Source organism: Algoriphagus namhaensis, assembly GCF_042649705.1.
GTDB classification, from domain to species: domain Bacteria; phylum Bacteroidota; class Bacteroidia; order Cytophagales; family Cyclobacteriaceae; genus Algoriphagus; species Algoriphagus namhaensis.
Map to the genome: position 1 here is coordinate 1,927,642 of NZ_JBHRZS010000007.1, position 26,641 is coordinate 1,954,282.

General features: G+C 42.3%; 25 protein-coding genes and 1 tRNA gene. 21 read left to right on the top strand and 5 right to left on the bottom strand.

From position 1 onward, the window contains the following. Positions 1 to 7: 7 nt before the first annotated feature. The 5 genes from gshB to ACFOSV_RS16700 are packed head-to-tail and all read left to right on the top strand — an operon-like array spanning position 8 to position 5,577. Positions 8 to 997, top strand: a complete 990-nt coding sequence (gene gshB / locus ACFOSV_RS16680; RefSeq protein ID WP_377907185.1) for a glutathione synthase — start codon at positions 8 to 10, stop codon at positions 995 to 997. Next, complete coding sequence (locus ACFOSV_RS16685; RefSeq protein ID WP_377907186.1) at positions 994 to 2,064, top strand: deoxyribonuclease II family protein; 1,071 nt, start codon at positions 994 to 996, stop codon at positions 2,062 to 2,064. Before gshB ends, ACFOSV_RS16685 begins: the two co-directional genes overlap by 4 nt. A 22-nt stretch (positions 2,065 to 2,086) precedes the next feature. Beyond that, complete coding sequence (locus ACFOSV_RS16690; RefSeq protein ID WP_377907187.1) at positions 2,087 to 3,445, top strand: glutamate-cysteine ligase family protein; 1,359 nt, start codon at positions 2,087 to 2,089, stop codon at positions 3,443 to 3,445. Positions 3,446 to 3,487: 42 nt separating this feature from the next. Continuing rightward, positions 3,488 to 4,231 (top strand): hypothetical protein, encoded by a 744-nt coding sequence (locus ACFOSV_RS16695; RefSeq protein ID WP_377907188.1) that lies wholly within the window; start codon positions 3,488 to 3,490, stop codon positions 4,229 to 4,231. 23 nt (positions 4,232 to 4,254) lie between these two features. After that, complete coding sequence (locus ACFOSV_RS16700) at positions 4,255 to 5,577, top strand: hypothetical protein (protein ID WP_377907189.1); 1,323 nt, start codon at positions 4,255 to 4,257, stop codon at positions 5,575 to 5,577. A gap of 460 nt (positions 5,578 to 6,037) precedes the next feature. Here ACFOSV_RS16700 and ACFOSV_RS16705 read toward each other — a convergent pair. From ACFOSV_RS16705 to ACFOSV_RS16715, 3 genes are all read right to left on the bottom strand, one after another. Then, a tRNA-Pro gene (locus ACFOSV_RS16705) sits at positions 6,038 to 6,112 on the bottom strand. A gap of 475 nt (positions 6,113 to 6,587) precedes the next feature. After that, positions 6,588 to 6,971 carry a DUF4174 domain-containing protein gene (locus ACFOSV_RS16710; protein WP_377907190.1) on the bottom strand — a complete coding sequence of 128 codons (384 nt, stop codon included), beginning with the start codon at positions 6,969 to 6,971 and terminating at the stop codon, positions 6,588 to 6,590. A gap of 63 nt (positions 6,972 to 7,034) precedes the next feature. Beyond that, entirely contained in the window at positions 7,035 to 7,322 is a 288-nt protein-coding gene (locus ACFOSV_RS16715) for a hypothetical protein (protein WP_377907191.1), read from the bottom strand. Between the two features lie 124 nt (positions 7,323 to 7,446). Between ACFOSV_RS16715 and ACFOSV_RS16720 the strand changes: the two genes are divergently transcribed. From ACFOSV_RS16720 to ACFOSV_RS16735, 4 genes are read left to right on the top strand one after another with little or no spacing between them, the layout of a single operon-like run. After that, positions 7,447 to 7,896: a DM13 domain-containing protein gene (locus ACFOSV_RS16720; protein WP_377907192.1), complete on the top strand. Its 450-nt coding sequence runs from the start codon at positions 7,447 to 7,449 to the stop codon at positions 7,894 to 7,896. Between the two features lie 3 nt (positions 7,897 to 7,899). Beyond that, entirely contained in the window at positions 7,900 to 8,799 is a 900-nt protein-coding gene (locus tag ACFOSV_RS16725) for a hypothetical protein (protein ID WP_377907193.1), read from the top strand. Then, positions 8,796 to 9,422, top strand: a complete 627-nt coding sequence (locus tag ACFOSV_RS16730) for a Crp/Fnr family transcriptional regulator (RefSeq protein WP_377907194.1) — start codon at positions 8,796 to 8,798, stop codon at positions 9,420 to 9,422. Before ACFOSV_RS16725 ends, ACFOSV_RS16730 begins: the two co-directional genes overlap by 4 nt. 11 nt (positions 9,423 to 9,433) lie before the next feature. Continuing rightward, complete coding sequence (locus ACFOSV_RS16735; RefSeq protein ID WP_377907195.1) at positions 9,434 to 9,889, top strand: hypothetical protein; 456 nt, start codon at positions 9,434 to 9,436, stop codon at positions 9,887 to 9,889. Between the two features lie 149 nt (positions 9,890 to 10,038). Here ACFOSV_RS16735 and ACFOSV_RS16740 read toward each other — a convergent pair whose 3' ends face one another. Beyond that, positions 10,039 to 11,493, bottom strand: a complete 1,455-nt coding sequence (locus ACFOSV_RS16740) for a sensor histidine kinase (RefSeq protein WP_377907196.1) — start codon at positions 11,491 to 11,493, stop codon at positions 10,039 to 10,041. Between the two features lie 9 nt (positions 11,494 to 11,502). Continuing rightward, a complete protein-coding gene (locus tag ACFOSV_RS16745) occupies positions 11,503 to 12,201 on the bottom strand; it encodes a response regulator (RefSeq protein WP_377907197.1) in 699 nt (232 codons plus the stop codon). Positions 12,202 to 12,517: 316 nt separating this feature from the next. On the opposite strand from ACFOSV_RS16745, the gene ACFOSV_RS16750 reads away from it, so the two are divergent. The 12 genes from ACFOSV_RS16750 to ACFOSV_RS16805 all read left to right on the top strand — a co-directional run bounded on the left by ACFOSV_RS16750 (position 12,518) and on the right by ACFOSV_RS16805 (position 26,639). Further along, positions 12,518 to 13,297 (top strand): SdiA-regulated domain-containing protein, encoded by a 780-nt coding sequence (locus ACFOSV_RS16750; protein ID WP_377907198.1) that lies wholly within the window; start codon positions 12,518 to 12,520, stop codon positions 13,295 to 13,297. A 131-nt stretch (positions 13,298 to 13,428) separates the two neighbouring features. Next, a complete protein-coding gene (locus tag ACFOSV_RS16755) occupies positions 13,429 to 15,711 on the top strand; it encodes a sodium-translocating pyrophosphatase (protein WP_377907199.1) in 2,283 nt (760 codons plus the stop codon). A gap of 87 nt (positions 15,712 to 15,798) precedes the next feature. Continuing rightward, positions 15,799 to 17,106: a D-alanyl-D-alanine carboxypeptidase/D-alanyl-D-alanine-endopeptidase gene (locus tag ACFOSV_RS16760; RefSeq protein WP_377907200.1), complete on the top strand. Its 1,308-nt coding sequence runs from the start codon at positions 15,799 to 15,801 to the stop codon at positions 17,104 to 17,106. Between the two features lie 4 nt (positions 17,107 to 17,110). Then, a complete protein-coding gene (locus ACFOSV_RS16765) occupies positions 17,111 to 19,183 on the top strand; it encodes a S9 family peptidase (RefSeq protein ID WP_377907201.1) in 2,073 nt (690 codons plus the stop codon). A gap of 266 nt (positions 19,184 to 19,449) precedes the next feature. Continuing rightward, on the top strand, positions 19,450 to 19,806 hold the full coding sequence (locus ACFOSV_RS16770; RefSeq protein WP_377907202.1) for a hypothetical protein: 357 nt from the start codon (positions 19,450 to 19,452) through the stop codon (positions 19,804 to 19,806). Positions 19,807 to 19,817: 11 nt separating this feature from the next. After that, a complete protein-coding gene (locus tag ACFOSV_RS16775) occupies positions 19,818 to 20,990 on the top strand; it encodes an alpha/beta hydrolase-fold protein (protein ID WP_377907203.1) in 1,173 nt (390 codons plus the stop codon). Between the two features lie 93 nt (positions 20,991 to 21,083). Beyond that, positions 21,084 to 21,602 carry a lipocalin-like domain-containing protein gene (locus ACFOSV_RS16780; RefSeq protein ID WP_377907204.1) on the top strand — a complete coding sequence of 173 codons (519 nt, stop codon included), beginning with the start codon at positions 21,084 to 21,086 and terminating at the stop codon, positions 21,600 to 21,602. Between the two features lie 47 nt (positions 21,603 to 21,649). Continuing rightward, entirely contained in the window at positions 21,650 to 22,165 is a 516-nt protein-coding gene (locus ACFOSV_RS16785) for a DUF4440 domain-containing protein (RefSeq protein WP_377907205.1), read from the top strand. 211 nt (positions 22,166 to 22,376) lie between these two features. Continuing rightward, on the top strand, positions 22,377 to 22,787 hold the full coding sequence (locus ACFOSV_RS16790) for a DUF1801 domain-containing protein (protein WP_377907206.1): 411 nt from the start codon (positions 22,377 to 22,379) through the stop codon (positions 22,785 to 22,787). Beyond that, positions 22,784 to 23,524: a DUF1835 domain-containing protein gene (locus ACFOSV_RS16795; RefSeq protein WP_377907207.1), complete on the top strand. Its 741-nt coding sequence runs from the start codon at positions 22,784 to 22,786 to the stop codon at positions 23,522 to 23,524. Before ACFOSV_RS16790 ends, ACFOSV_RS16795 begins: the two co-directional genes overlap by 4 nt. 83 nt (positions 23,525 to 23,607) lie before the next feature. After that, on the top strand, positions 23,608 to 24,597 hold the full coding sequence (locus tag ACFOSV_RS16800) for a GSCFA domain-containing protein (protein WP_377907208.1): 990 nt from the start codon (positions 23,608 to 23,610) through the stop codon (positions 24,595 to 24,597). Between the two features lie 11 nt (positions 24,598 to 24,608). After that, entirely contained in the window at positions 24,609 to 26,639 is a 2,031-nt protein-coding gene (locus ACFOSV_RS16805; RefSeq protein WP_377907209.1) for a thioredoxin domain-containing protein, read from the top strand. Positions 26,640 to 26,641: the final 2 nt, after the last annotated feature.

Here is a 26,641-nt window from a genome sequence, read left to right on the forward strand (position 1 = left end):
GCTACCTATGGATCAAACTAACAAAAAGCGCCTCAAAATCGGAGTGGTAATGGATCCAATAGACTCGATCAATCCTAAAAAAGATACTTCGCTAGCGCTCATGCTGGAAGCTCAGGCCCGCGGACACCAAGTAGCTTATCTGGAAATGAAAGACCTGTTCATTCTCGACGGAGAGGCAAAAGGAAAATTGACTTGGGTTAAGCTGTTTGATAGTCAGTCCAAATGGTATGAGGTCCAAAGCCAAGAGGAAGCTTCTTTGGGTGATTTGGATGTCATTTTGATGCGAAAAGATCCTCCTTTTGATATCGAGTTTATAATGTCCACCTATATTTTGGAGCTCGCTGAAGCACAAGGAGTACTCGTGGTAAATAAAGCTCAATCCCTTCGAGATGTCAATGAAAAGGTCTTTACGGCTTGGGTTCCGCAATGCTGCCCATCAAGCATACTCACTCGCTCCAAAGAGCGCCTTAAAGAGTTTCTCAAGAAGCACCAGAAAATCGTAGTGAAGCCGACAGGAAAAATGGGTGGTCAATCCATTTTCGTCATCGCTGAAGGAGATATCAATACGAATGTAATTCTTGAAGAAATCACTCGAAAAGAAACCGAATATGTGCAAGCCCAAGCTTATATTCCAGAGATTGAAACCAAGGGAGATAAACGGATTATTCTAATCAATGGAGAGCCAATTCCCTATGGAATCACCCGAATTCCTAGTAAAGGGGATCATCGTGGCAATTTAGCTGTGGGAGCGAAAGCGGAAGGCTTTAAGCTCACAGATCGGGACCTTTGGATTTGCCGCCAACTTGGCCCAATCCTCAAGGAGAAAGGGCTCATATTCGTTGGAATAGATGTCATTGGCGACTATCTCACAGAGATCAACGTCACCAGCCCCACCGGAATCAAGGAGATAGATCATTTCTTTTCCACGAACTGTGCAGCAGAATTCTATTCGTGTATCGAGGAGATAGTTTCCAATTCGAAAACTAAGCTGTCATGATTTCACCTTTGAGTAATGTGGATGGCAAACCTGTTGATTGGTGGTTTATGTACAAACTTCCAATGAACGTAGGGCCAAAAAAGGATTCAACAGGATTTGAATTTCTTTATTTTGACGCGCAGTCAACAGACGGGGTTAAGTTATCTTCAACACGGTTGAACGAAAAAACGTCGGCCTTGGGATTGACTCTAGCCCAGATTTTTTCAAGTCCAAAAAAAGGTGGTTTTGTACTTTGGAATGATGAAATTCCTCCAACCACAAAAAACCCTAATCCCAAAAATCAAGGTCAAAAAGGCCATTCGAAGGGAATTTTAGCTTTTTCAAAAGAAACTAATTCTGGCTTTTACCTCCTCCACTCCACTCCTAGATTTCCAACTAGCGCTGAAATCGAACTTCCAGAAAATGAACGGAAATTTGGCCAAACTTATCTTTGCATAAGCTTGAAAGATTATGAAACCGCCAATGCGATAGCTGAGGTGGTTCATACCCAAAATGACGGTCAAGTCTATGAGTCCAATTTGGAGGAAGTCTCTGTGGACGACGCGATTTATAAGTTTGCAAAAAATCTTCCTTATGAAAAACCAAGTAAGCCCGCGAATCTGACATTTGCTTCAAAGGAAGGAAAAACTTTCTCCCTAATCGCCAAGAATAGGGTTTGGAGTAAACCTAAGGCTAAAGGAGAAATAGGTTTTGATTTTTGGAAAGATCTGATCGGACCCACATTGGCGATTAATCTGAGTGTAGAAACTTGGCGCCGGGGGATGGTCTTTGATGATATCGATTCTGTAAAATCAGAATTGACAGAGGACATTGTAGATATTGATTTATCGAAAATAGGTTTGGACGGATACCGCTGGGGTTTTTCAAAAGACCATGCGAAATGGGGAATTTCTTTTGACGAACAAAAGAATATGATCATTATCGCGGACATTAATCGCCAAATCAGCCAAGAAAGACGTGGCGGAGGGGGTATCGCCTTTGAAAATCCAATACTCTGGAAAACCCTCAAAAAGATCGAAATAATAGAAAAAGTGATAGAAAAAACTGAACATATCGACAGAATGTAATTATGCCATCAATTATTTTTTAATGGAATTCACCAACCTAAATCAGGAACTTTGTCGAAAGTTTGTTGAAGATGAACTCTTCAGCCCAAGGCTACAAAAAAATCCAGTTCAGCCCGGCTTAATCGGATTGGAAATCGAGAGCTTTCCATACCGCATCGATCAAAAAACCATTCTACCTGTTCCACTTTATGAAGGGGGAGATTCTCTTGCAGCCAGCGTAGAAAAAACAGCTGAATCCCCTTCGCACGAATCGATGTTTTATTCCCTACCTGAACACCACAATCGATTTCTCGATAAGGTGATTCTTTCCCACGGAGACATTATCCAATTTGAGCCAGGTGGTCAATTGGAAGTGGCCACAGCTCCTTGTTATAGCTTTGATCAAATTCAATCGCAATTACAATCTACTTGGGCTTTTCTCAATAAAATTTCCCAAAATGAGGAAATCCAATTTGCACATTATGGTACCAATCCCTGGCTTGATGAAATTGAAATCGGGCTGCAACTGCCAAAACCAAGATACCAAGCATTACAGCAATACCTGAACGGCATCAGCCCGAATGGAAAACAAATGATGCTTTTGACATGCTCTATTCACATTAACTTAGACCTAGGGCAAAGCAAAGAAACCCGACGAAAAAGAATAATCGCATCCAATCTAATCGCACCATTTCTCAGTGCCATTTTCTCACATTCCCCTGTCCAAGCAGGCAAGCTTACTTCGCATAAGTCGCATCGAAGTTTTCTTTGGCAAAATCTAGATCGTCAGCGAACTGGATTTCCCTTGGATTTCAAAAAGAATCAGGATTTTGACTCATTAATCGATTCCTATTTGGATTTCGGATTGAACGCACCTCTGATCCATATCCATCGATTGGTAGCAAAGCCACTACCAAAAGGGTTTTCCTTCGGTGATTGGCTTCAAAATCCCATTTCCGGGATTTCTCCCACGATAGATGATCTCCGAAATCATTTTACACTGCTCTTTCCAGAGGTGAGACTGAAAGGCTTTCTCGAACTCCGGTCCTGCGATGCATTACCAGAAAAATGGCAATTGGTCCCACTGGCATTCTGCTGTGGATTATTATATCATGATCAAAGCTTGGACGCGGTCTTGGAACTCTCCGAAGAGATTCTTCCAGGTTTAAAGCAGTATTGGAAAAAAGCGAGTTTTGGGCTAGTGGATAAAGCTCTTTTTAACTATGCGCTGAAGCTTTTCCAACTAGCAATTTCAGGATTTACCTCCTTACCCGCTGGGTTCAGAAGTCAGGAGCAACTGAATCTACTCTTAGAGTACTTTGAGCAATATACTAATCAGCAATCCTCTCCTGCCGATGATTTGATCCGAGAGTTTCAAATGAATAATTCATTGATTATCTGAGTTTTTACTTTATCTTTTTACATCTAAACCTTTTTACGAATTATGGAAAACTTTTCACCCCTTCAACAAGTACTTGCTAATATCAAATCCTCCAAAAGCCTCCCAATAGTAGTCTTCGATCTGGACGACACATTATTCGCCACAGCGCGCAGAAACCTTGTCATCATTCAAAACTTTGCCGCAGACCAAGGAGATAAGTATCCTGATTTTGTGAAAGTAGCATCCGGTCTCACGTTGAGTGATATGAATTGGAGTGTGTCTTTTGCACTTACTCAAGCTGGCTTAGATCCGAATAGCGCCTCACTTACCCCGTTTAGAAACTATTGGGGATCTACCTTTTTCACTGACGACTATGTGGCTTTAGACCTTCCTAATCCTGGAGCTGTAGACTTTGTGAATGCCTGCTATCAAGGCGGCGCCCTGATCTACTACCTGACCGGAAGGCATATTGGAGACCGTGGGTTAAGAAATGGAATGGGCCAAGGCACCACATTAAGCCTTACCAACAGAGGATTTCCATTTTGGCAAGGCAGATGCGAGCTCAATTTAAAACTAGACAAAGACCAAAAGGACGCCGACTACAAGGCTGATGCGATAAAATCAATTCAATCCTTAAATGGAAACGTGATCGCGACTTTTGATAATGAACCACATAACTGTGAGGTTTTTCAAGAACACTTTTGCAATGCAATGAATTTTTGGGTAAAAACTACCTGGAATCCAAGTGATAAATACAAAAGTGATTCACTTCATGTGATCTCTGATTTCACTGGATGGAATAAATAATTTTTGAACTAAATTTTAAGCTTATGACTGTTTACAGATACTCCCTGGGCTCTGCCCATTTTATAGATCAACTTTACCCTCCCGCCAAAGACGCGGACCCCAAAAAATTAAAGGTCAAAAACCTTTGCGATGTAATCGCACATTACACCTCAAACTCTTTGAAAGCCGACGGGATTTCAAAAATAGATAAGGTCGAAGTGGACTTAGTCGATGGGGAGTATTTGATAGAAATTGATGCTGAAGCTGATATTAATTTGCTAGTCAATTTCGGTACGTCCCATGCTAAAATTTTCAGCAAAGACTATGCTGTAAAGGCAATACGGGGTAAGGAATTGCTTCAAGAGCTAGGCGTTTGGAATCCAATGGAAGGATATCATGTCAACAAAAATCCTGCTGACGGCACCTCAAAATGGCAGCTCTTTCCTCCACTTGGACTGAATGTCATGGGACAAAAAGGCCTTCTGCTCCTGCACTATCCACCATGGGCGGTATTGCAGGCAGGCACCTTTGATAATGCCATGACTTTCCAGCGTTGGGGGCGGATTCTTGAGGCTGCCGGAGTGGACTCTTCTGAGATCAGTCGTTACAAAACCTTTATTGATGTGAATCCTATCGCCGCTCCCGGCTCTGGTGAGAGTGAATATGCCAATGACTATTTCCCGATCATGATGGCCTCTGGTTTTTTTGACGGAGGACCAGATCGAGACTATATCAAGTCTATGTTGGAGCTTTATCTTTCTCCCCCGGACTTACCAGAAGACAGCAAATACACGCTTCCCCTATTGATTTGTGGTTCGCCTCTTTATGACCCACAGGCGCCAGGTTGGTTTAGAACAGCATATACGGACATTCTGCCGCAAGAGGACAAGGTGCCTCAAGTCAATGTGATGCAAACAGGGAAATTTAAGGTGAGACCAGATTCGAAAAGAGAAACTCCCTACCTCATTGGCAATCATATGATCGCGGCAGGTGTGACTGGACTTTGTACGGACGACAAGACTAAAATTCCTAATATCAGTCAGTACGAAGCACAAGATCTGGTCGCAGCTACTTTCCTTAAGATTTACTCGGAAAATCCCAGCATAGACCCTGAGGATGCTAAGGCTCAGGCCTGTATGAGATGGTATGGAAACAAAGAGGGAATTGGAGCACCAAAACCGCCTTCAAAAGATGATGAGATGATGATTTGTGCCTTGGCACAGATGGATCTCTTCTTCGAAGGTCAACCCTATCCACATCCGAAGTACACGATTGAAGAGGGTCTAGAACGATGTAGAGATGCATCAGAACCCGGTAATCCTTGTAGCGAATCTATCAAGCCACCTCCATACAAATGGGGATGCTAAATTTTGAGCCTTGGTTTCTTTTGGAGCCAAGGCTTTTTGTTTAAAGAATGGAAGGAAACAAATAAGTATTAATTCATTTGCCCGCGTAGTATTTAACCAGCTTGTGAGATTAAAGTATGTATACCTTGAATTCCATGACTTAAAAAAAAAGCAGCTCCGAAGAACTGCTCTATAAATGTCGGGGTGGCGGTCCCGAAAGCTTTCGGGAGAACCCACGACCCTCCTGACCTCGGTCAGGATACGCTAACCGTCCCAAAAAACTACAGTATCTGCTAATAATCCGAACCATCTGCAATTCTGCCTCGGTGAGTGTCCTCACTCACTGAACGGACTTTTTCTTAACACCATTTCATGAGAAAAGGAAATGTGAGTGGAGACACTCACATGGGCAGCCATCTTAGACCTGATACACCATTCTTAATCAAAAAAAAAGCAGCTCCGAAGAACTGCTCTATAAATGTCGGGGTGGCGGGATTTGAACCCACGACCCCACGCCCCCCAGACGTGTACGCTAACCGGACTGCGCCACACCCCGAACTATTTTATTTCGAACGCTAACCGTCCCGAAAAGCTTATAAAAAGCAAAGCCCTCTATAAGTGAGGGCGAAATTAATACATTCCAATGAAAATGCTAAGAGCAGTGAAATCTTTTATTCTGGGCTATCCGAAAAGGAGACCTGGCTGTTTCGATTAGATCTGCTTACAAAACTTGGACTAAAAGTAGACTGACAGCAGGTGGTACAAGTCACCGCTTTATTGTTTTTTAATAGAGCTGCACGAAGAGCCTCCTGACCAGAATTAAAAGGCCCTAAATAAATTAAATCTAACAAGGGGGGCTTGTGCACACAATTCCTTTCATGAATTTCAAACCTGGAATTTTCTGTGGGGAGAGAAGAAAGATAGAAGAATTTCATCTGGCTGGTTCTTTAATATATATCAAAACTAAAGAATCTACCAGCTCGAGAAAATACCCAGTACTGGGTATTTTTGACTACTTTTTGAAGTTTTTTCTACCTATTTCGACCATCTTTCACTCTTTTTCTAATTTCTGACTGCCGCATAGGCATACTGTCTATGGTTTTGAAAACCTCTTCAATTTCTGGTTTCTGCTCACCAAAAGCCTTCACACCTCCATCTAATCCAATCAAGATCCACTTCACCGATTCATTTTTTCGTAGTTGCAAAAAGCTCGACTCATCTATTTCACCAGAGAAGTTGCTCTCCCTAATCTCTTCACCGTTAAAACCGAAGTAAAGTAGTCTACGCTCTTCAAACCCATTACCCAGAGCTTCGACTTGCGTTTTCGATGATTCTTCCCAATTATAACAGATTAGAATACGGTTTTCCCATCGGAAATCCTTCGGGGCTTTAGCATCTGAGCTGAATGAAAACATTAAAACAATAAATTGAATAAAGAGGAACATAGATTTATAACCCTTTATAAATCATAATGTTAATCAACTCTTCGAAAATCTTTCACAAAGATTTACCCATTCCTCTTGGAGACTCAGTTCGGGTCGGATTTCCCCGGCACGTCTATACCAATAGTCCGCATTCCAAAGGTCTCCTTCTTTTCGATGCAAATAAGCATGGATTCTAGCCGCTGATTTGGAAGCAGGTCCATCCACAAGATCGTGTGCTTTCTGCCAATTTCCATTCCCATCCCACCATAAGGCCTGTAGTTCTACACTGCCTAGATTTTCTAGTGAAGTCTTCAAAAACTCCTCTACTTCAAAATGTTTCATATCATAAAACTGATTTATGGGTATGCAATATTCTGATTATCGGTGGTTTAAAAGGTTTAATCTTCTGTGATTTTTTCGTGATATCCTCTAGCCACCTTTGTGTAAATCAAAAACCAATAATACCATGAAAAAAATGTTTCTTCTTATTTATGTCGCCTTCTTTGGCCTTATCTCTTGCTCTGATGATACAGATCCTGTCATTATTGATCCCACTAAGCCAAGCGGTCAGCTCACAGTGCTTCGCTCAGGAAACTTCATCGACCAGAACAATGCAGGGTCCATGGGGACTGCCTCTCTTGGAACCGATTCGGAAGGTGTAGAATTTTTGCAATTCAGTTCTAGCTTCAATACCGCTCTTGCCACGGGTACAGTGACTGTCTTTCTCTCTACTTCAGACACCTTTATGGCAGACCCTGCCAATGGAAATCCTAATCTACTCCCCTTGGGTCCTGTTAGAAATGCAGGAGAAAATTTCTTTCGAATCCCCCAAGGGTCAAGTACCTCCAATTTCACCCATGTAATCCTGTGGTGTGGCTCTGTTGGTGTTCCTTTTGGCAATGCCAATCTACAATAAGCAATGATGACCACACGCTCAATCACCAGGTATGCACGAGTTCTAGTCCTAGGATTAGGCTCGTGCCTATTCTTATTCAATAGCCCTGTGCTCGCTCAAAGTGGATGGACTAAGGAAAAGGGCGAGGGCTTTTATCAATTGAGTTTTCAATCCTTCCAATCTTCGGACTACTATACCTTGGGCGGAGAGCTTCTTAACACGAATAAATTTTCCCAGCAGTCATTAGTCTTCTATGGGGAGTACGGCTTGACAGATCGCTTCACGATAATCGCCAACCTTCCATTACAAACCTGGAATGGTTTCGAGACCACAGAAACCGTCAGCGGCTTGGGAGATCTGAGATTGGAGTTTAAGCATTCTCTGCTCAAGAAGTATCTGCCCTTGAGCATCTCAGTCGCACCCGAAATACCAATTGGGAGGGCTAATAATTTTGCGCAAAGCACAGTCAATGATTTTGAAGAAATCAATCTTCCATCGGGCGACGGTGAATTTAATGTGTGGACAACCTTGGCCAGTTCATTTGCCTTGCCTAATGCACCCTTTTATGGGAGCATTTTCGCAGCCTATAATTTTCGAACTGAATACGAAGAGGTATCCTTTTCCGATCAAATTGCTATCGGCGCAGAAGTAGGCTATAAAGTAGCTAACCTCGTGTGGGTCAATGCTCGGCTAAACGGCTTGAATTCGGTTGATGATGTTTTGGTGGCCACGGACTTTGTACGTGGAGATGGTACGGAATATACCAGCTACAGTTTTGGAGCGAGTTTTCCGGCGTACAAGGATTTTCATCTAAATCTGAACTATAGAAACTTTGCGGATTTCATTTACTCCAGACGAAACCTGTATTCGGCAGGAACCTGGAGCATTGGAATCTTATATCAAAGAAAACCAAACGAAAAATGATCACTTCAATCATCAATTATATTCCCAATCCACAACGAGAAAGAACTTGCCTTAACACCTTTAGTAAGGGCAAGCGAATCTACAGGCAGGGAGATATTGCCGAAGGCTTTTATTTATTAAAATCCGGATCGGTCAAGCTACAAAAAATGCTCCCAAATGGCGAAAGCACCATTATTCAGATCGTCACAGAAGGTCAAATCTTTGGGCAAAAAGGTTTTCATCAAAGCAAAAATGCCCATCACACACATTTTGCTGTGGCATTAGAAGAAAACACCACGATCGAGAAGATTTCATGTATTTCTAGCCTACCAGAGCAATGGGTTGATCAAATTTTGAATCATTTGGCCGAGCTGGCAGCGATCAATATCGCTCGATACGAAAGAGTCATCACCATGGAAGCAGAAGCTAGAATATGCTTTTACATGAAAGAGCTGGCGCAAAGAATGGGTAAACGCTACGGAGACGAAACCCTACTCAAAGTGAACCTCACCCATCAAGAGTGGGCACTTTACACTGATACCAGTCGCCAAACAGTAACACAGACCCTATCGAAACTGAAGAGAGAAGGGCTCATCACTTACAGTAGAAACAGAATTTTATTCAGAAACCTTGAAACATTTTAAATCAAATACCTATGAAAAAGATCCTCAATCCCTTTTTTCTAGCCATGCTAGTTTTTGCAGTGCTCAGTGCATGTAGCGATTCGGACGATATGAAACCGAAGGATAAACTTCCGGATGCGGAAGCCCCGACCAATTTTGAAGTGCAAAAAGGAGGAACACTTACAGCACAAAGTAGCACCAACACTCGTGGGATGTTTCAAATCGTGAAAGATGATACCGGTGCTTATTTCGTTCGTCTGACTAGCGATTTTACCACAAAATTCAGCACTGGTACAGTGACGGTTTATCTTTCCGATTCGGATCGTTTAGATCTAAGCCAATCCGGAAGCTTTCAGTTGGTCTCTGTGGTAGGTAAAGCTGGAGAACACTTCTTTCCACTTGCAGCTGCTCCTGACTCCAAATTCACCCATGGAATCATTTGGTGTGGTGCAGCGGCCATACCTTTTGGTTTTACCCTACTCCAATAATAGATCCCGATGAACATCAAAAAAAGCGGCAAATGCCGCTTTTTTTTGCCTTATGGAAGGAGTTTTACTTTTGTTGGAATGGGTTAAAAAATCAAATTATACTTAGGATGCCAACACCATTTGAATCTAATCACAAAAACGAATCAAGCTTAATCTTGGACAGAAAGATCAAATGAAAACTGAGTAAAACTCTCTGAGTCTGACTCAATCGTGATTTCTGATCCATGAATCGAAAGAATCTTTTTTACAATGGCCAAGCCTAATCCAGAACCTTCTATTCCTTCTCTATCCTTATCTATTTTATAGTATCGATCAAAGATCGCTTCCAAATCAGCTTGAGGTATTCCACTTCCAGAATTCCGAATAGTCACACTCACCCCTTTAGGACTTGAACATGCATCGATGAGAATTTTTCCTTTCTGCGGCGTGTATTTTACAGCATTATCTAGCAGGTTTTGAATCACGCGATCCATCAAGTACAAATCCGCCTGAACGGTCGGGAGATTTTGACAAATGGTAGTCTCTATCTCAATGTTCTTGGTTTGCGCCAGCAATTCATACTTCAAGCAAGAATCATACAGGAGTTCTTGGATTTTGATCTTCTCAAGCTTAACATTCATTTGTCCCGATTCAAGCTTAGACAAGTCAAAAAGATCCGCCACGAGCTTGGTAAGTCGATCTGTAGAATCGGTAATGATCTTTAAGTATTTCGTCTTTTCTTCTTTGGTCAGCTTTTCTCCTTTGATCTGAAGCGTCTCCACATAGCCATTGATTATAGCAAGTGGGTTTCTCAGATCGTGCGAGACATTTGCGATGAGTTCTCTTCGCAGTCGATCCACTTTTTTAAGCTCTTCAATGTTTTCAAGTAAGGTGTCAGCCATTTGATTGAAGGTATCACCTAGCAAAGTCAATTCGGATTTAGAGTCAGTTGTGGGCACCCTTGATTCAAAGTTGCCTTCCTTAAATTCATTCACGGCAACGATAATTTTCCTTAAATGTCGGGTCAGCCAGCTAATCAGAACCAAACCGATGAGCATGGCAACACCTAGCGTAATCACCAGGGAAGTAAAAGTTAATTTGATCCAATAACTACCGAAGAGCGAAGAGGCTACGGTATCAAACTTTTCGCTCTCCAAAGTGATATAAACAAATCCTAGCAGGCTTCCATTTTCATAAACTGCTGTGGCGGAAAAGACTGCTTCGTCTCCAGGGTTTCGGGGATCGTCTCCTAACACATATTCTTCCCCCTCCGTCTTAATGAAGTTCAGGATGGGTTGCATATTGACTCGCTTCAACTTTACGAGTTGATCCAAGACCACATAGGACAAGATTTCGCCTTCTGGATTTAAAAGATAAACTTCTATCCCAGGGTTAACGGCCATCATGGAGTGCATAATGATCCCTAGGGCTTCCTCATTAACTTCACCATCCTGAAAGGGATTGACTTCTTTAATCAGATATTCGGCCACATCTGCATTCAATCGCTGCGTAGTCTCTTGGAAGTACCGCTGGGTAGAATAAGCCGTAATCAACACATAAGAAAAGCCGACAATCAATAGGACGGCAATAAATGAAAGCGAGATTCTCCAGTATAAGCTTTTCATGATTAGGAGTTAAAGTTCATCATTGAAGCGATAGCCTACGCCCCAAGTCGTGAGAATAAATTGTGGTTGATTCGGATCATTTTCGATTTTTGATCGGAGTCGATTGATATGAGCGTTAACAGTATGCTCATAACCGCTAAAATCATACCCCCAGATAAGCTCGAGAAGTTCACCCCTCGAATAACTTCGCCCAGGATTTTTAGCCATCAGCAATAGCAAATCAAATTCTTTGGGAGTCAATTCAATCCTTTTTTTATTCAAAATGACCTTACGCATCGACTCATCCAACTCCAATTCGCCAAACACCATATTCTTGGATTTCGCCTGAGCCGACTCTTTGTAGACATCCTGCCTTCGCATAATAGCCTTTACTCTGGCGATAAATTCCCTGATCTTAAATGGCTTGGTGAGATAGTCATCAGCGCCAGACTCCAATCCTATGATCTTATCAATCTCTTCAGATTTGGCGGTGAGCATCAAAATGGGCGTATAATTATCTAATGCCCGCAAACGCTGGCAGATGGAAATGCCATCCATTTCTGGAAGCATCAAATCCATCACGATAAGTTCAAAAGCATTGCTATTTGCTGTCTCAAAGCCCTCTCGGCCATTGTTTCTTACTTGGATCTGGAAACCCAAATCGCTCAAGTGGATTCGGATCAGTTCACTGATGTTGGGATCGTCTTCGATGACGAGAACTTTTTTCATGGTATAGTGATGAATCGGAAAGTTAAGTTCTAAACTTCACGAAACTATCACAGCGAAAAAAAAGTGAATCCAGGGTTAGCGACTTAGGGTTACTTTTCATCTCAATTTTGGTCTTTTATGTCGAAAACCTGAAGATAATAGGCTTTGTATTATCCTTTACTTCAAAATGAATCAACTAGGTCGGCTTCACTACCTTCAACTTTTTTTCGCATATTAGATCATACAAACCCATTTGTTTAAAATCATGTATCCAGGCAAATCAATAATTTTTTCGTTAATGGTCTTGGGCCAATGTCTCTCCAAAGTTGAAACCAAAGTGGACTACAGGTTTCCAGCCCCTTATTCTTTGGAAGAATTGACCGTGGTCAATTTGCCAAGAAAAATGGCCGAGGTATCAGGTCTTGAGTGGACGGCTGACAATCAACTCTGGGCCATTGAAGATGAATCCTCCTCCATATATAGCCTAGATCCAAAGAGTGGTGAAATCATCAATGATAAAAAATTTGCGAAAAACACAGATATCGAAGATTTGCTCGTCATAGACGGAGTTGCATGGGTACTCGAGAGCAACGGCAAACTCTATGAAGTCAAAAATCCACTTCAGGAAAATCAAGAAACGGAGACCTATTCTTTTCCATTTAAAGAAAGGCGAGATTTTGAAGCGATCGTTCACTGGGAGGGCAGTGACTACATTTGGGTTTTTTGTAAAGATTGCAAATGGGATGATGGCTCAAAGGAATCTTCATTTTATCCCTTTTCTCTAGCAGAAAAAGAATACCTGCTGGATCAATCTCAAAAGATAAAACGAAAGAACTTCCGCAATCTTCCAAATCTCGACGATGACAAAAAATTCCAAATGCAACCATCGGGAGCTGCAAAACACCCTCTTCGAGATGAGATTTACATTATTTCCTCAGCAGGAAATTGGCTTGCTACTTATGATCTCGAATTTGAACTGATCGATGCCTTCGAGTTGGATCCCTCTATTTTTAAACAACCAGAAGGAATCACATTCGATCAAACTGGCAACCTTTACATTTCAAACGAAGGCCGAGGAGGAGCTGCAAATCTGCTAGTTTTCCCTTTCCGACCTTAATCGAGAAATCTTAAATCAGAAATACGCTAATCACCCTATCCTAGTGCCGTGAGCATAAAGGTCTTGGGGAGTTCCTCAGAAGTTCTATCTTTGCGCCATTATTTATCTAAGAAGGTCAAAGAAAACTATAAATGGAAAACTTAATCTTTATTTTACCAATTTTCGGAGTAATTGGATTGGCATACATGCTGTACTTAAGGGCATGGGTAAGAAAGCAAGATGCAGGTGATGAGAAAATGCAAAAACTTGCCGGCTACATAAAAGAAGGTGCTTTGGCTTTCTTAAAAGCTGAGTACAGAATGCTTACCATTTTTGTTGTTGTTGCAGGCATACTACTAGGTGTTATTTCTATGTTGGTAGAAACCACCCACTGGTTTATCGTAATTGCCTTTGTGATTGGTGCTGCCTTTTCAGCTATCGCTGGAAACATAGGAATGCGCATTGCGACTGACGCAAACGTTAGAACCACACAAGCTGCAAGAACAAGCTTAATCCAAGCCTTGAAAGTATCTTTTACTTCGGGTACCGTTATGGGCCTTGGTGTTGCTGGCTTAGCGGTTTTTGGTTTAAGTACCATCTTCGCTTTGTTAACCATGACATTTATGGCAGATGGCTATAACTACATGGACATGACTATCGTGTTAGAATCTTTAGCGGGTTTCTCCTTAGGAGCTGAGTCTATTGCTTTGTTTGCACGTGTGGGTGGTGGTATTTATACCAAAGCTGCCGATGTTGGTGCTGACCTTGTAGGTAAAGTAGAAGCTGGTATTCCAGAAGATGACCCGCGTAACCCTGCTACAATTGCAGATAACGTGGGTGACAACGTAGGTGATGTGGCTGGTATGGGTGCAGACCTTTTCGGATCGTATGTGGCAACCATGTTAGCTGCTATGGTTTTAGGAAACTATGTGGTAAACGATCACACAAACGGTGTGGGTATGGACGACGCTTTTGGCGGGATCGGTCCAGTATTACTTCCTGTTTTAGTAGCAGGTTTAGGTATTGTCTTTTCTATCATCGGTACATTCTTTGTGAAAATTAAAGACGAAAATGCAAAAGAAGCTGACGTACAGCGTGCCTTTAATATTGGCAACTGGGGTTCAATCATCTTAACCGGTATTGCAACCTTCTTTGTAATCCAATGGATGTTACCAGAAAACATGAATATGTCTTTCTTTGGAGAAGGCACGAAAGTGATTTCCTCAATGGGTGTATTTTATGCGGTTCTTGTTGGCTTAGCGGTTGGAGGGTTAATCTCTTATTTGACTGAGTATTACACGGCTATTGGTAAAAATCCAGTAAATACGATTATTCAAAACTCATCTACGGGCGCAGCAACAAACATTATTGCAGGTTTGTCTCAAGGTATGCTTTCTACGTTCTTCCCTGTATTGTTATTCGCTGCAGCTATCTGGGCGGCTTATGCTTTCGCAGGATTTTACGGTGTAGCAATCGCTGCTTCTGCCATGATGGCCACAACAGCTATGCAGTTAGCGATTGATGCTTTTGGACCTATCGCGGATAATGCTGGGGGGATAGCAGAAATGAGCGAATTGCCAAGTGAAGTAAGAACTCGAACAGATATTTTAGATACGGTGGGTAACACCACGGCTGCTACGGGAAAAGGTTTTGCAATTGCTTCTGCAGCTTTAACTGCCTTAGCCTTATTTGCTGCCTATGTGACGTTTACTGGAATTGACGGGATCAACATATTTAAAGCTCCTGTGTTATCTGCACTATTTGTAGGCGCTATGATTCCAGTTGTTTTCTCTGCTTTAGCTATGAGCGCTGTGGGTAAAGCTGCCATGGCCATGGTAAAAGAAGTGAGACGTCAGTTTAAAGAGATTCCAGGAATTATGGAATACAAAGCTGAGCCAGAATACGATCGTTGTGTGGAGATTTCTACAGAAGCATCTTTGAAAGAAATGATGTTGCCAGGTCTTTTGACCATCGTTACTCCATTAATCCTTGCATTTGGGACACAATTGTTAACTGGAAACACTCTATTAGCTGCTGAAGTATTAGGTGGTTATATGGCTGGTGTGACGGTATCTGGTGTGATGTGGGCCATCTTCCAAAACAATGCCGGTGGTGCTTGGGATAATGCTAAGAAATCTTTTGAAGCTGGTGTGATGATTGACGGTGAAATGACTTACAAAGGTTCTGATGCTCATAAAGCGGCAGTGACTGGAGATACCGTCGGTGATCCTTTTAAAGATACTTCAGGCCCTTCTATGAACATCTTAATTAAGTTGACCTGTTTGGTCGGATTGGTCATTGCACCACTTCTTTCTTCTGATGAGTCTCATGGCGCGATCGCTCAGAAAAAAATCGTAGAAGTGAAAAAAGAAATCATCGTGGACGAAAACGGTAAAGAAACCGTGACTACAACGACTACTGAAAAGTATAAGTAATCGAATATTCAATAGGTTGGGATAAATCCTTACCAAACTAATCAGTCTCCTGCCCTCAAAAGCAGGAGACTTTTTTTATTTTACATCATGAAGAAAATCCATTTTATCGCCTTGATTTTTTTGTGCTCTTGTACGGTGCAGAAAATCAACAAATCCTTTACTACGTCAGATATCTTTGACCAAGGACATCTAGGCTTTATGCTCGTGGATCCTGACAAAGGTAAAACCCTCGTGGATATCAACTCCGACAAATATTTTATCCCAGCTTCTAACACTAAACTATTTACCTTTTACACTTCTTACACCGTACTCGGAGATCAGCTTATAAATGGCTTAAATTATCTCGAGCGAGGTGATTCATTGATCTTTTGGGGAACTGGCGACCCATCTCTTCTCCACCCGGACTTGAAAAGCGAAGTGACTTTGGACTTCCTTCGCTCCAGTGACAAATCACTGTATTTGGTTGATAATTTTGACCAAGTCGAAGCCTTCGGCCCAGGATGGTCCTGGGATTGGTACAATTATTACTTCGCCACAGAGCGATCTTCTTTCCCGATTTATGGAAATATCGTGCGCTTTACAGGAGAGCGTGACGAGCCTAATTACAAGATTTACCCTTCACGCTTCGCGAAAAATCTCACTCAGGAACATATTCCCGAACTTGAGTCATTTAGATTTCGAAGAGACCGCTTTGAAAACAAGTTTTTTGTTGGTGAAGGCGATGAAATAGAATTGATGCCCTTTGAGCGAGATGTTCCTTTTGTCACTTCAGCAGAATTCACAGCCGAACTACTCTCTGAGGCATTAGGAAAGAAGGTTTCCGTGGTCAAAAACCAATCCTATTTGCAACTTGATCCCAAAAAACTACAAACTGCCCCAGCAGATAGCATCTACGCCCAGATGATGAAAATCAGCGATAACTTCCTGGCAGAACAGCTACTTCTACTCGTTTCGGATCAGCTTTCCAATCAGCTCAGCGCAGCCGATGCCATTTCTTATGCCAAAGAAAATCTATTGGCAGACTTACCAGATGAGCCCATTTGGTACGATGGATCAGGACTATCTGCTAGAAATATGTTTACCCCAAGAACAGTAATAGCGCTTTTAGGCAAAATCCGATCGGAAGTACCACTTGAGAAGATTAAGGCATATTTCCCCGCTGGAGGAGAATCAGGAACCATCCGCAATTGGTATCCAGCCGATGAAGGGCAGCCTCCTTACATTTATGCCAAGACAGGTACGCTTAGCATGTCCAATGCGCTTTCAGGCTATTTGCTTACTAAAAGTGGGAAAATCCTTCACTTCTCCTGCATGATGAATAATTATGCTATCCCTTCGAGCCAGTTGAAAACTGAGCTACAGGAGATTCTTTATTTCATTCACGACAACTATTAATCTTATGAAAGCCCACCATCTTTTCGCCTTTCTTTTTGTATTCGTCTTTGGGAGCGCTTTTCCACAATCCTTTACCATGCAGCAAGTGGGTAAATTCAGTTTTCCTTCAGAACTCACTTCCTCTCCTACTGGAGAAAAAATAGCCTGGGCGATGAATGAACAAGGAAAGCGAAATGTCTATTTTGCCGAAGGTCCAAACTTTAATCCAGTCAAACTTACGGCCTTTGACAGCGATGATGGACAGGAAATCAGTGGGCTGCACTTTTCCCCGGATGGGAAATGGTTGGCTTTTGTCCGCGGTGGAGATCATGGAGGAGGTAATGCATCTTCCACTGTTAATACAGAGAATTTACCCAAGCTCCCAGAGGTGGAGATTTTTGCCATCGATCTTCGTTCCCGAACTGTCAAAGACCTAGGACCTGGAGACAATATTCTGTTCGGACCGCTTGGTACTGTTCTATTTTTAAAAAATGGACAAGTCTGGGAAGTACACCCCAATTATGACAAAGCCCCACATCAAGTATTTGAAATCAAAGGCAATGTGAATGCCATGGAGTTTTCACCGGATGGAAAAAAACTCGCCTTTACCGTGAGTCGCGGGGGGCATCAGCTTTTGGGAATTTATCAGGATGCAAACACAGCGATTCAATTCATTGCTCCTGCTTTCCACAGATACAGATCCCCAAAATGGTCTCCGGATGGAAGTCAGATCGCCTTCATCAAAACCTTAGGTGGTGAAGGAGCCGCTTTCCCTCTTTTGGAACCAAGGCATGAGCCATGGGAAATTTGGATAGCTGATGTGGCCTCCGGCAAGGCCAAAAAACTTTGGAAAGCCCCCGAAACTCTCCCCGCTTCTTTTAGGTATGGCTTTTTTAGCTTTCCGAAAAATGAGGAGATCATCTTTGAATCTTATCAGGATGGCTGGCAGCATCTTTACAGTTTGAATACAAATTCGGGACAGCAGATGATTCTCACCCCTGGCGAGTATATGGTAGAGCAGATCAAACTGAGCCCCGATGGTAGCAAGATTGTCTTTTCAGCGAATGCCGGGGCAGAGGCCGAAGATCGGGACAGAAGGCATATTGGTTCTGTAGATCTATCCAACAAAGCACTTACATGGGAAACCAGTAGCACAGGAATCGAGGCCTACCCTGTCGTAATTGGCTCTGGAGATCAACTGGCCTACTTTTCTGCTAATGCGCAGCGCTCTCACTTAGTCACTATCAAAGACGGAAATCAAACCAAACTCCTTCAGGAAAATAGTATTCCGGCGGATTTTCCCCAAAATCAATTGGTTACTCCAAAGCAAGTGATCTTCACTGCTCCAGATGGTACAAAGGTGCATGGTCAACTCTTCGAAAAAGAAGGTGGTCCAGCCAAAAAACCGGGGGTGGTCTTCGTTCATGGAGGGCCTCAGCGTCAGATGCTTTTGGGATGGAGCTATATGGATTACTATTCCAATACCTATGCGATCAATCAGTATTTAGCCGAAATGGGTTTTGTCGTGCTTTCTGTGAATTTCAGGCTGGGAATCGGCTATGGGTATGAATTTCACAGACCAGCCTATGGCTACTATCAGGGAGCTGTAGAATATCAAGATGTGAAAGCTGGTGGAGAATTTTTAGCCGGACTTGATCAAGTGGATGGTGAACGCATCGGGATTTATGGTGGAAGCTATGGAGGCTATCTGACTTCCCTAGCCTTGGCTCGTGATTCGGAGCTCTTCAAGGTGGGTGTGGACATCCATGGTGTACACGATATGGATGGGCGCTACGAACTCAGCAATCGCTATGAGCAGGCCCCAGATTATGAAAAAGCCAAAGAAACCGCATGGAACTCCTCCCCCATGCCCGATCTGGATCGCTGGACTTCTCCGGTCTTATTTATCCATTCGGATGATGATAGAAACGTGAATATCAGTCAAACCACTAATCTAATCCGACGCTTTGAGGAACTGGGCAAAACCTACGAATCTATCCTGATACCCGGTGACACCCATCACTGGATGAAGTGGGAAAATATGATCCGCGTGGATCAAGCCACCGCAGACTTTCTGAAAAAACATCTGATGAATTAATCACAAAGCCCGATGGAAAAACCCCTCGGGCTTTGTGTTGACATTGATTTATGGAACTACATTTTTTTGTACGTCCATGTTTTCAAGAATAAATATTAAATTCTATCATAATCAGAAATTTTCAGGACTATCAAAGCTTCAAAAAAAGGGAGGATAAATAAGTCAAAAAATCAGCTCTTCCTTCTACAATTCTTTCACGAATCAGCACTAAGAACCAAGGCTATTTACGACATAAATAATAAGTTGGAGGTAAACCCAATACAATCATGATATTAATAATACTGTTTGGCTTTCTAATTGGGCCATATTTAGCAATAGCTCAAGTGAACAAAAATGCGGCAATAGCCGGAATGTCTACCCTTGAAAATTTTAGGGAAACAAAAACCATGAATACCGGCGTCGAAATAGGGGTTATACTAATCTCACTCCTTGGGCTCTCGGCTTGGACTAATTATTATGCTGAACCACTAATTCTCGGAGGTATTTTTTGGGCTGGGCTTTTGTTCGGACCTGTGATAGCTATTTATAGTTTTTGCTCAGGAATACTCTCTGTTTCTGTGAGACAAGGATCAGTTGGTTCCATCAACCCCTCCTCTTCTTATTTACTTGAACCTATCATATAGCCAACAACAGGATGCGTATAAAAATTATTATAATCCTATTCTTACTGATTGGAATAAATCATGCAAAATCACAAGATGTCGAGCAAATTGTAATTGGCACCAAAAATCTACTCCACTCCACTATTTTAAATGAGGATAGAGAATATTGGGTGAGCCTACCAGACTCTTACAAAAAAGAAGAATCATATTACAAGGATTATCCTGTGCTCGTCCTACTTGATGGGAATATCCACTTTAAAGCGATATCAGGTTTGGTTAACTCTATGAGCTCTGATTCATACCGAAGTTGGAAAATTCCAGAGATGATCGTGGTAGGTATCCAAAATGTAGATAGAAGACGAGACTTCACACCGGATAAAATTGTTACCGTAAGGGAGAATAATTCAGGTGGTGGTGAAAATTTTCTCAGCTTTTTGAATAATGAGCTAATTCCCGAAATAGATCAAAAGTATAGAACAGCGCCATACCGAATTCTTTTTGGTCATTCTTTAGGGGGATTGTTGGCCACCCATGCCTACATGAAAGAAGAGACTCCATTCAATGCATTTATTGCTGTAGATCCAAGCTTTGGCACATGGGACGAAGCAACTATGGACAAGAAGTTAGATGATGTGACTGATCGTTCATTTGAAAGGTTCCTTTACATCGCCACAGCAAACTGGGGCAAAAGAAATATCAGAAATAGGGATCGGCATGTCAGATTGTACGAGGCGTTAAACAATAAATGTGAGAGAGAATTTCCCGCAAGGCTGGAATACTTCGAAGACGAAAATCATGGATCTGTCCCTCCTATAGCTTTTTACAATGGCATTTCGACTATTTTCGAAGGCTATGGGATCTCCTACCGAAATGTGGAAAACATAGAAGAGCTAAAACAACATTTTGAATCAATTTCTAAACGGCTTTCTTGGGATTTTAAGCCGCCAGAGTATCTCGTGAACCAAATAGGCTATAGCATGCTTCGAAGTCAAAATGAAACTGTAAGATCAAAGGCATTGGCATTTTTTATTCTGAATACCGAAAACTATCCTAATTCATTCAATGCCTATGATAGCTTAGGTGAGGCTTATGAAACTCTCGGAGATTCGGGAAAAGCCGTCGAAAACTATAAAAAATCTCTGGAGCTCTATCCCAAAAATGAACATGCCCAAACGAAGATAGAAAGCTTAGGGAATTACGATTAGTAAATGGATAGTATTAAATTAAAGGTATGTAGCAAATGACACCCATTCAGTCTGCTACATTTCTTTTTCTCAACTCTGGCAACCATTAAAACTATGAAATTGGCCTACTTTTACTCAGCTTTTACCTTTCTCTTGCTTGCCTCCTGCACCCGAGAAAAAGAACCCTCAGATTTAGAAAAGTTCACCGGAAGATGGTCCCTTTATATTGTAGAAGAACAGGTCGATTCGGCAGCCAATTGGGAGCCAAGACAAGACCATTACAAAAACAGAAAAGGCTTTATCATTTATGACGGACAAGGCGGAATGGGTGTCCACCATGTGACGGAAAATTATGATCAATATGTGTTTGAAGGTAAAGGTGGCCTTGATAGTCTAACCGCAAAAGACCTGAGGCATATGGCTGATAATTTCGTGTATTTTGGAAAGTACAGCGTGGATGACTCTCTCAAAATTATTGAACACCACATCGAATCGGCAAATTTTCAAACCATGTGGGGCACCACAGCCAGTAGGAAGTATGCCTTTTCGGGTGACACTTTAATCCTTTCCCCAATTACGGAACGGTATCCAAAAGGCCGCCTCAAATGGATCAGACTAAAGGATAATGAATAGAAATTTGGGATTAATAAAAGTCAAATCATAAGCGAAAAACCCAAACTATGAGATTCATCAAACTATTCATTCTCACTCTACTTATTTATGGCTGTGACCAAAAGAACAATTATCAGGGCAATGTTTCTAGTGCTCTCGAAACCTTACAATTGGAAGTGAGTCAACAGGATAGCTTGGAAATCAAAAACATAATCAGCATTCAAACTAAGAATGGAAATTTTGAAGAGCGTGAAAAAATATGGGCAGAGGATGGCCGCTGGCTGCAGGCCTTTGGGCGAGTATTTTATGGCAAAGACACCATAATCAAGTTCATTAAAGTACTCCACACTAACCCCCGATATGCTGCCTCGACGGCGAATGAATATAGTGAGCCAGAAATCAAGTTTTTGAGGTCAGATGTTGCAGTAGTGCACCAATATCACGAAAGAGTAGGTCAGGTGCTCGACGGAATTGTCACACCAACGAGAAGAATAAACACGACTTACATTATCACTAAAGAAAACAGCACTTGGCTACTCCGCGATAAAGTAACCATGGATGAAAGGGAGCGATCACAGAACTGAAAATGACCACAAGTCATATTTTCACCCCCTTTATTTTGACGTCTTTCAAACAAGGATCCCTGACTTCCATCCATTCTGAGGTTAATTATAAGAGAATAAAGCTCCCTTTTTCACCTTATATCGATGAATAACAGAGTCAGCAGGTTCTTTTATCAGAATAAAAATTTTAACTTCTTGTTGAAGTATCCTCAATATTCAAAATCCTTTTCCCATGAGTGAACTCAAGACAAAACCAAACAACCAGTCCGTCGAGGGCTTTTTAAATGCCGTAGAACACCCGGTTCGTAAGGCCGATGGCTTGAGACTCCTTGAGATCTTTAAATCCGAAACCGGAGAAAAGCCCGTACTGTGGGGCGATAGTATTGTAGGCTTTGGAAGCTATCCATATCAATACCCCAATGGCAAAACCATGGAATGGTTTCCCGTGGGATACTCCCCAAGGAAGACTTCTCTTTCGCTTTACCTCATGCGTAGTCATAAGGAATATCAGTCAGACCTCGATGCTCTTGGAAAGTATAAGACTGGGAAAGGTTGTCTTTACATAAACAAGCTCGCAGATATCGATGAGTCCGTACTTCGTAAGATGATCCGTGAAACTTATCAAAAACTGACTGCTTCTTGAAAGAGATTCACGTCCTAAACGGGGACTCGCTTCTGCACCATTTGCCACCTTCCATATCGGGTGAAAAAATCGTGTTCCGCGAATGCTTGGTTTATGGCCCTGTGACATCCCATTCCTTTGAAGAACTTGTGCAAGTGCGGCAACCCTTTTTGGATTCTGTTTTTCCAGGTTCCGATTATCAGAGAGTTGTCGTCCCAGAATTAGAAAAACTTACCATCATTCCTTCAGAAAGCGAGGTTTCTTGCTGGTTTGAGGAGGATCTTTTTTGCCAAGTAAATTTCTGGTGCAGCATAGCTTTAATTTCAAAAATTACCCAAAACATCAAACTGGTTCTCCCACGCACAAATTTGGAATATGGGTTTGCAGGATTGGAAGAAAGAGGTCTTTTACAAGCAAAAGAAGCGGCTTTATCACTTACGAGGGATCAAATTCAGTTACTATCACGACTCTGGGATCTATTTGCTCATGCAAAAACCAAGGAAGCACTCGCTTTGGCACAAAGTCAAAAAGAAGATTTACCCTTTCTCCTACCCGCTGTTCAAGCTTGGGTAGATTCTACTCCTCGAGAGGGTGAGATGGGTTTACCAAAAAGGTTCTTGTCCAAACTGATGAAAAATCCCGAGATCGATAGCTTCGGAAAGGCGTTTCGTACCTTTCATCATCAATTGCCAATTTATGGCTATGGGGATGCGATTGTCAAAATCCTTTGGAACGAATTGAAAGACGAAGGTTATTGATTTTGTACAGAAAACAACTGACATCCCCAACCAATCGCTTTCCAGATACTTCCTCTTGCTGGCTTTTTGTGTAATTTCAATTCATGAACTGGTTTACCACTTTTCAAATTCCAAAAGCCCAACCACCCATAGCTTTTGATGCTAAAATTCTCAGCTTGGGTTCTTGCTTTGCACAAGTCATCGGAGAGCAGCTTTCAAGGCGAAAGTTCAAAACCCTTATTAATCCTTTTGGCACCCTTTTCAACCCAATTTCTATCGCAAAGGTCCTTGAAGACTCCCTGATGGATGCCCCTCTCGATACATCTTTGATCAATGAACGCGAGGGATTGTTTTTTCATTACAACTATCACTCTGACCTAAACGCTAAAACCAAGGCAGAATTGGTCGAGAAGATAAAGAAGGTACAAGCTGGAGTTCGGGACTTTTTGCAATCTGCAGATGTTTTGATCCTGACCTTTGGTACTGGTTGGATTTATAGCCTTGCAGATTCGAATGAAGTGCTAGCCAACTGCCACAAGCAGCCCCAATCACTTTTTGAAAAGCGGCTCCTTACCCTAGAGGAAATGTATCAGGCCACAAAAAGTCTACTCATGACTATTCAGGAACGTAATCCAAATCTCCGTGTCATCCTTACAGTAAGTCCGGTTCGGCATACAAAGGATGGGGTTCCCGAAAATCAACTCAGCAAAAGCTTACTTCGAGTGCTTTGCGATTCACTTTCGAAATCTTCACCTCAGGCTGAGTATTTTCCGGCTTATGAGATCATGATGGACGAACTCCGAGATTACCGCTTTTATAAGTCTGACCAAATTCACCCATCTCAAGAGGCCGAGGAATATATCTGGAACAGATGGACTCAAACCTACTTTAGCGAAGCGACCCTAAAGAAAGTAGTGGAAATAGAAAGAATCCAAGCCCAACTGCAACACCGGCCGTTAAATCCCGAAAGCCAGAACCATAGACAGTTTCTCCAGAAACTCCTAGAAAAGCTGGAACGATTGGCTGGAGAATTTGATTTTTCAACAGAAATCAAAAGCGTAAACCAACAGCTTAAAGACTTAAGCGAAAATTGATATTAGCATATATGCCAGCAAATCGACTTATACATAGCCAAAGCCCTTATTTACTCCAACATGCTGAAAATCCTGTGGATTGGTACCCTTGGGGAAAAGAGGCTTTGGCGAAAGCCAAAAATGAAAACAAACCCATTTTGGTTTCCATAGGCTACTCGGCCTGCCACTGGTGTCACGTAATGGAGCATGAGTCTTTCGAAGATGAAGCCACGGCCCAGCTGATGAATGAAAATTTCGTTTGTATCAAAATCGATCGAGAAGAGCGACCAGACTTGGACAATATCTATATGGATGCAGTGCAGGCCATGGGCTTACAAGGTGGCTGGCCACTGAATGTTTTCCTGATGCCCAATCAAAAGCCATTTTACGGCGGCACGTATTTCCCAAATCACAAATGGAAGGGGCTATTGGGAAATATCGCGGATGCTTTTGCCAAACATGAAGATCAGCTGGCGCAAAGTGCGGAAGAATTTGCCGCAAATATCGGACGGAAAGAAACGGAAAAATACGGAATCCAAACCGGAGAATTTGAAGCGGATGCTGATGAATTGATGGAGGTTTACGTGAAGCTGAGTGCTCAATTTGACCCGGAATGGGGTGGAATGAATCGAATTCCAAAATTCCCCATGCCATCAATTTGGAGCTTTATTTTGGACTATGGCATTCTTTCCAAAAGCCAAAAAATCAAAGATCAGGTCTATTTTACCTTAAAAAAAATTGGCGCAGGTGGGATCTATGATCACCTAAGAGGAGGATTTGCACGGTATTCTGTGGACGGAGAATGGTTTGCTCCGCATTTCGAAAAGATGCTGTATGATAATGGGCAACTCCTAGAATTATATGCCAAAGCCTATCAAGAATCCCAAGATGATTTCTTCTTAGAAAAAATTCAAGAAACGGTAGCCTGGTTGGAATATGAAATGCTTCAGGAAGAAGGAGGATTCCATTCCGCTCAGGATGCAGATAGCGAAGGTGAGGAAGGAAAGTTTTACACCTGGACCTTGGCCGAACTTGAGGCTCTAGTTCCAGATCAAATACACTGGCTCAAAGACCTCTACAACCTCAAGCCGAAAGGTAATTGGGAAAGTGGGGTAAATATTCTTTTCCAAACCAAAGATTTTGCTGAGATCTGGCAAACTCATAGGATGACGGAGGAGGAATTTGACTTGAATCTTAAGCAGGTGAAGGAAAAGCTTTTGACCGTACGAAATAAGCGAATACACCCAGGGAAGGACGATAAAATACTGAGTGGATGGAACGGTTGGATGTCTGCAGGACTGATCGAAGCTTTTCATGCCTCCGGCAATGCGCATTACCTCGACCTTGCCAAAAACAACCTTCGGTTTATCCAAGAAAAGATGATCATCGAGGGGCAGCTATATAGAAGCTACAAAAACGGCACACAGTACACGCCCGCATTTTTGGAAGATTATGCCGCAGTGATCAAAGCCAGTATTTCCCTCTACCAAGCTACAGGAGAGAAAAACTGGATTGACCTGGCAATGCAACTCACTGATTTTTGCATGTCTCATTTTCTGGATGAGTCAGACGGATTTTTCTTCTTCAATGATCCCACAGCCGAGGATCTGATCGCAAACAAAAAGGAGCTTTTTGACAATGTGATTCCGGCTTCCAATTCAATAATGGCTAGAAATCTACATGCTCTTTCACTATTCACCTATAATCAAGAGTGGACGGACCTCAGCACAAAAATGATTTCAGGGATGAAAGACTTGTTCTTACGTGAACCAGGCTTTCTGACCAATTGGGCGGCGCTTTATCTTGAAAAGCTGGTACCCACGGCGGAGATTGCCATTGTGGGAACAGGTGCCGAAAAGCTAGCGAAAGCACTTTTGGCGAGCAGCCAACCAAACATGGTAGTTGCATGGTCAGAAACTGTCACAGATCATTTGCCAAACTTCGAGTATAAAACAGCAGATTCGGAAGGAAATGCCTTAATTTATGTCTGCTTTGACAAAGCCTGTCAGAGACCTGTTAAGACGGTGGAAGAAGCCCTGACTTTACTCCCTTACCTAGCCTGAGC

What these genes read in the sequence shown, in the direction of transcription:
- gshB (WP_377907185.1), top strand. Translation starts at nt 8, where the DNA reads ATGGATCAAACTAACAAAAAGCGCCTCAAAATCGGAGTGGTAATGGAT.
- ACFOSV_RS16685 (WP_377907186.1), top strand. Translation starts at nt 994, where the DNA reads ATGATTTCACCTTTGAGTAATGTGGATGGCAAACCTGTTGATTGGTGG.
- ACFOSV_RS16690 (WP_377907187.1), top strand. Translation starts at nt 2,087, where the DNA reads ATGGAATTCACCAACCTAAATCAGGAACTTTGTCGAAAGTTTGTTGAA.
- ACFOSV_RS16695 (WP_377907188.1), top strand. Translation starts at nt 3,488, where the DNA reads ATGGAAAACTTTTCACCCCTTCAACAAGTACTTGCTAATATCAAATCC.
- ACFOSV_RS16700 (WP_377907189.1), top strand. Translation starts at nt 4,255, where the DNA reads ATGACTGTTTACAGATACTCCCTGGGCTCTGCCCATTTTATAGATCAA.
- ACFOSV_RS16710 (WP_377907190.1), bottom strand. Translation starts at nt 6,971, where the DNA reads ATGTTTTCATTCAGCTCAGATGCTAAAGCCCCGAAGGATTTCCGATGG.
- ACFOSV_RS16715 (WP_377907191.1), bottom strand. Translation starts at nt 7,322, where the DNA reads ATGAAACATTTTGAAGTAGAGGAGTTTTTGAAGACTTCACTAGAAAAT.
- ACFOSV_RS16720 (WP_377907192.1), top strand. Translation starts at nt 7,447, where the DNA reads ATGAAAAAAATGTTTCTTCTTATTTATGTCGCCTTCTTTGGCCTTATC.
- ACFOSV_RS16725 (WP_377907193.1), top strand. Translation starts at nt 7,900, where the DNA reads ATGATGACCACACGCTCAATCACCAGGTATGCACGAGTTCTAGTCCTA.
- ACFOSV_RS16730 (WP_377907194.1), top strand. Translation starts at nt 8,796, where the DNA reads ATGATCACTTCAATCATCAATTATATTCCCAATCCACAACGAGAAAGA.
- ACFOSV_RS16735 (WP_377907195.1), top strand. Translation starts at nt 9,434, where the DNA reads ATGAAAAAGATCCTCAATCCCTTTTTTCTAGCCATGCTAGTTTTTGCA.
- ACFOSV_RS16740 (WP_377907196.1), bottom strand. Translation starts at nt 11,493, where the DNA reads ATGAAAAGCTTATACTGGAGAATCTCGCTTTCATTTATTGCCGTCCTA.
- ACFOSV_RS16745 (WP_377907197.1), bottom strand. Translation starts at nt 12,201, where the DNA reads ATGAAAAAAGTTCTCGTCATCGAAGACGATCCCAACATCAGTGAACTG.
- ACFOSV_RS16755 (WP_377907199.1), top strand. Translation starts at nt 13,429, where the DNA reads ATGGAAAACTTAATCTTTATTTTACCAATTTTCGGAGTAATTGGATTG.
- ACFOSV_RS16760 (WP_377907200.1), top strand. Translation starts at nt 15,799, where the DNA reads ATGAAGAAAATCCATTTTATCGCCTTGATTTTTTTGTGCTCTTGTACG.
- ACFOSV_RS16765 (WP_377907201.1), top strand. Translation starts at nt 17,111, where the DNA reads ATGAAAGCCCACCATCTTTTCGCCTTTCTTTTTGTATTCGTCTTTGGG.
- ACFOSV_RS16770 (WP_377907202.1), top strand. Translation starts at nt 19,450, where the DNA reads ATGATATTAATAATACTGTTTGGCTTTCTAATTGGGCCATATTTAGCA.
- ACFOSV_RS16775 (WP_377907203.1), top strand. Translation starts at nt 19,818, where the DNA reads ATGCGTATAAAAATTATTATAATCCTATTCTTACTGATTGGAATAAAT.
- ACFOSV_RS16780 (WP_377907204.1), top strand. Translation starts at nt 21,084, where the DNA reads ATGAAATTGGCCTACTTTTACTCAGCTTTTACCTTTCTCTTGCTTGCC.
- ACFOSV_RS16785 (WP_377907205.1), top strand. Translation starts at nt 21,650, where the DNA reads ATGAGATTCATCAAACTATTCATTCTCACTCTACTTATTTATGGCTGT.
- ACFOSV_RS16790 (WP_377907206.1), top strand. Translation starts at nt 22,377, where the DNA reads ATGAGTGAACTCAAGACAAAACCAAACAACCAGTCCGTCGAGGGCTTT.
- ACFOSV_RS16800 (WP_377907208.1), top strand. Translation starts at nt 23,608, where the DNA reads ATGAACTGGTTTACCACTTTTCAAATTCCAAAAGCCCAACCACCCATA.
- ACFOSV_RS16805 (WP_377907209.1), top strand. Translation starts at nt 24,609, where the DNA reads ATGCCAGCAAATCGACTTATACATAGCCAAAGCCCTTATTTACTCCAA.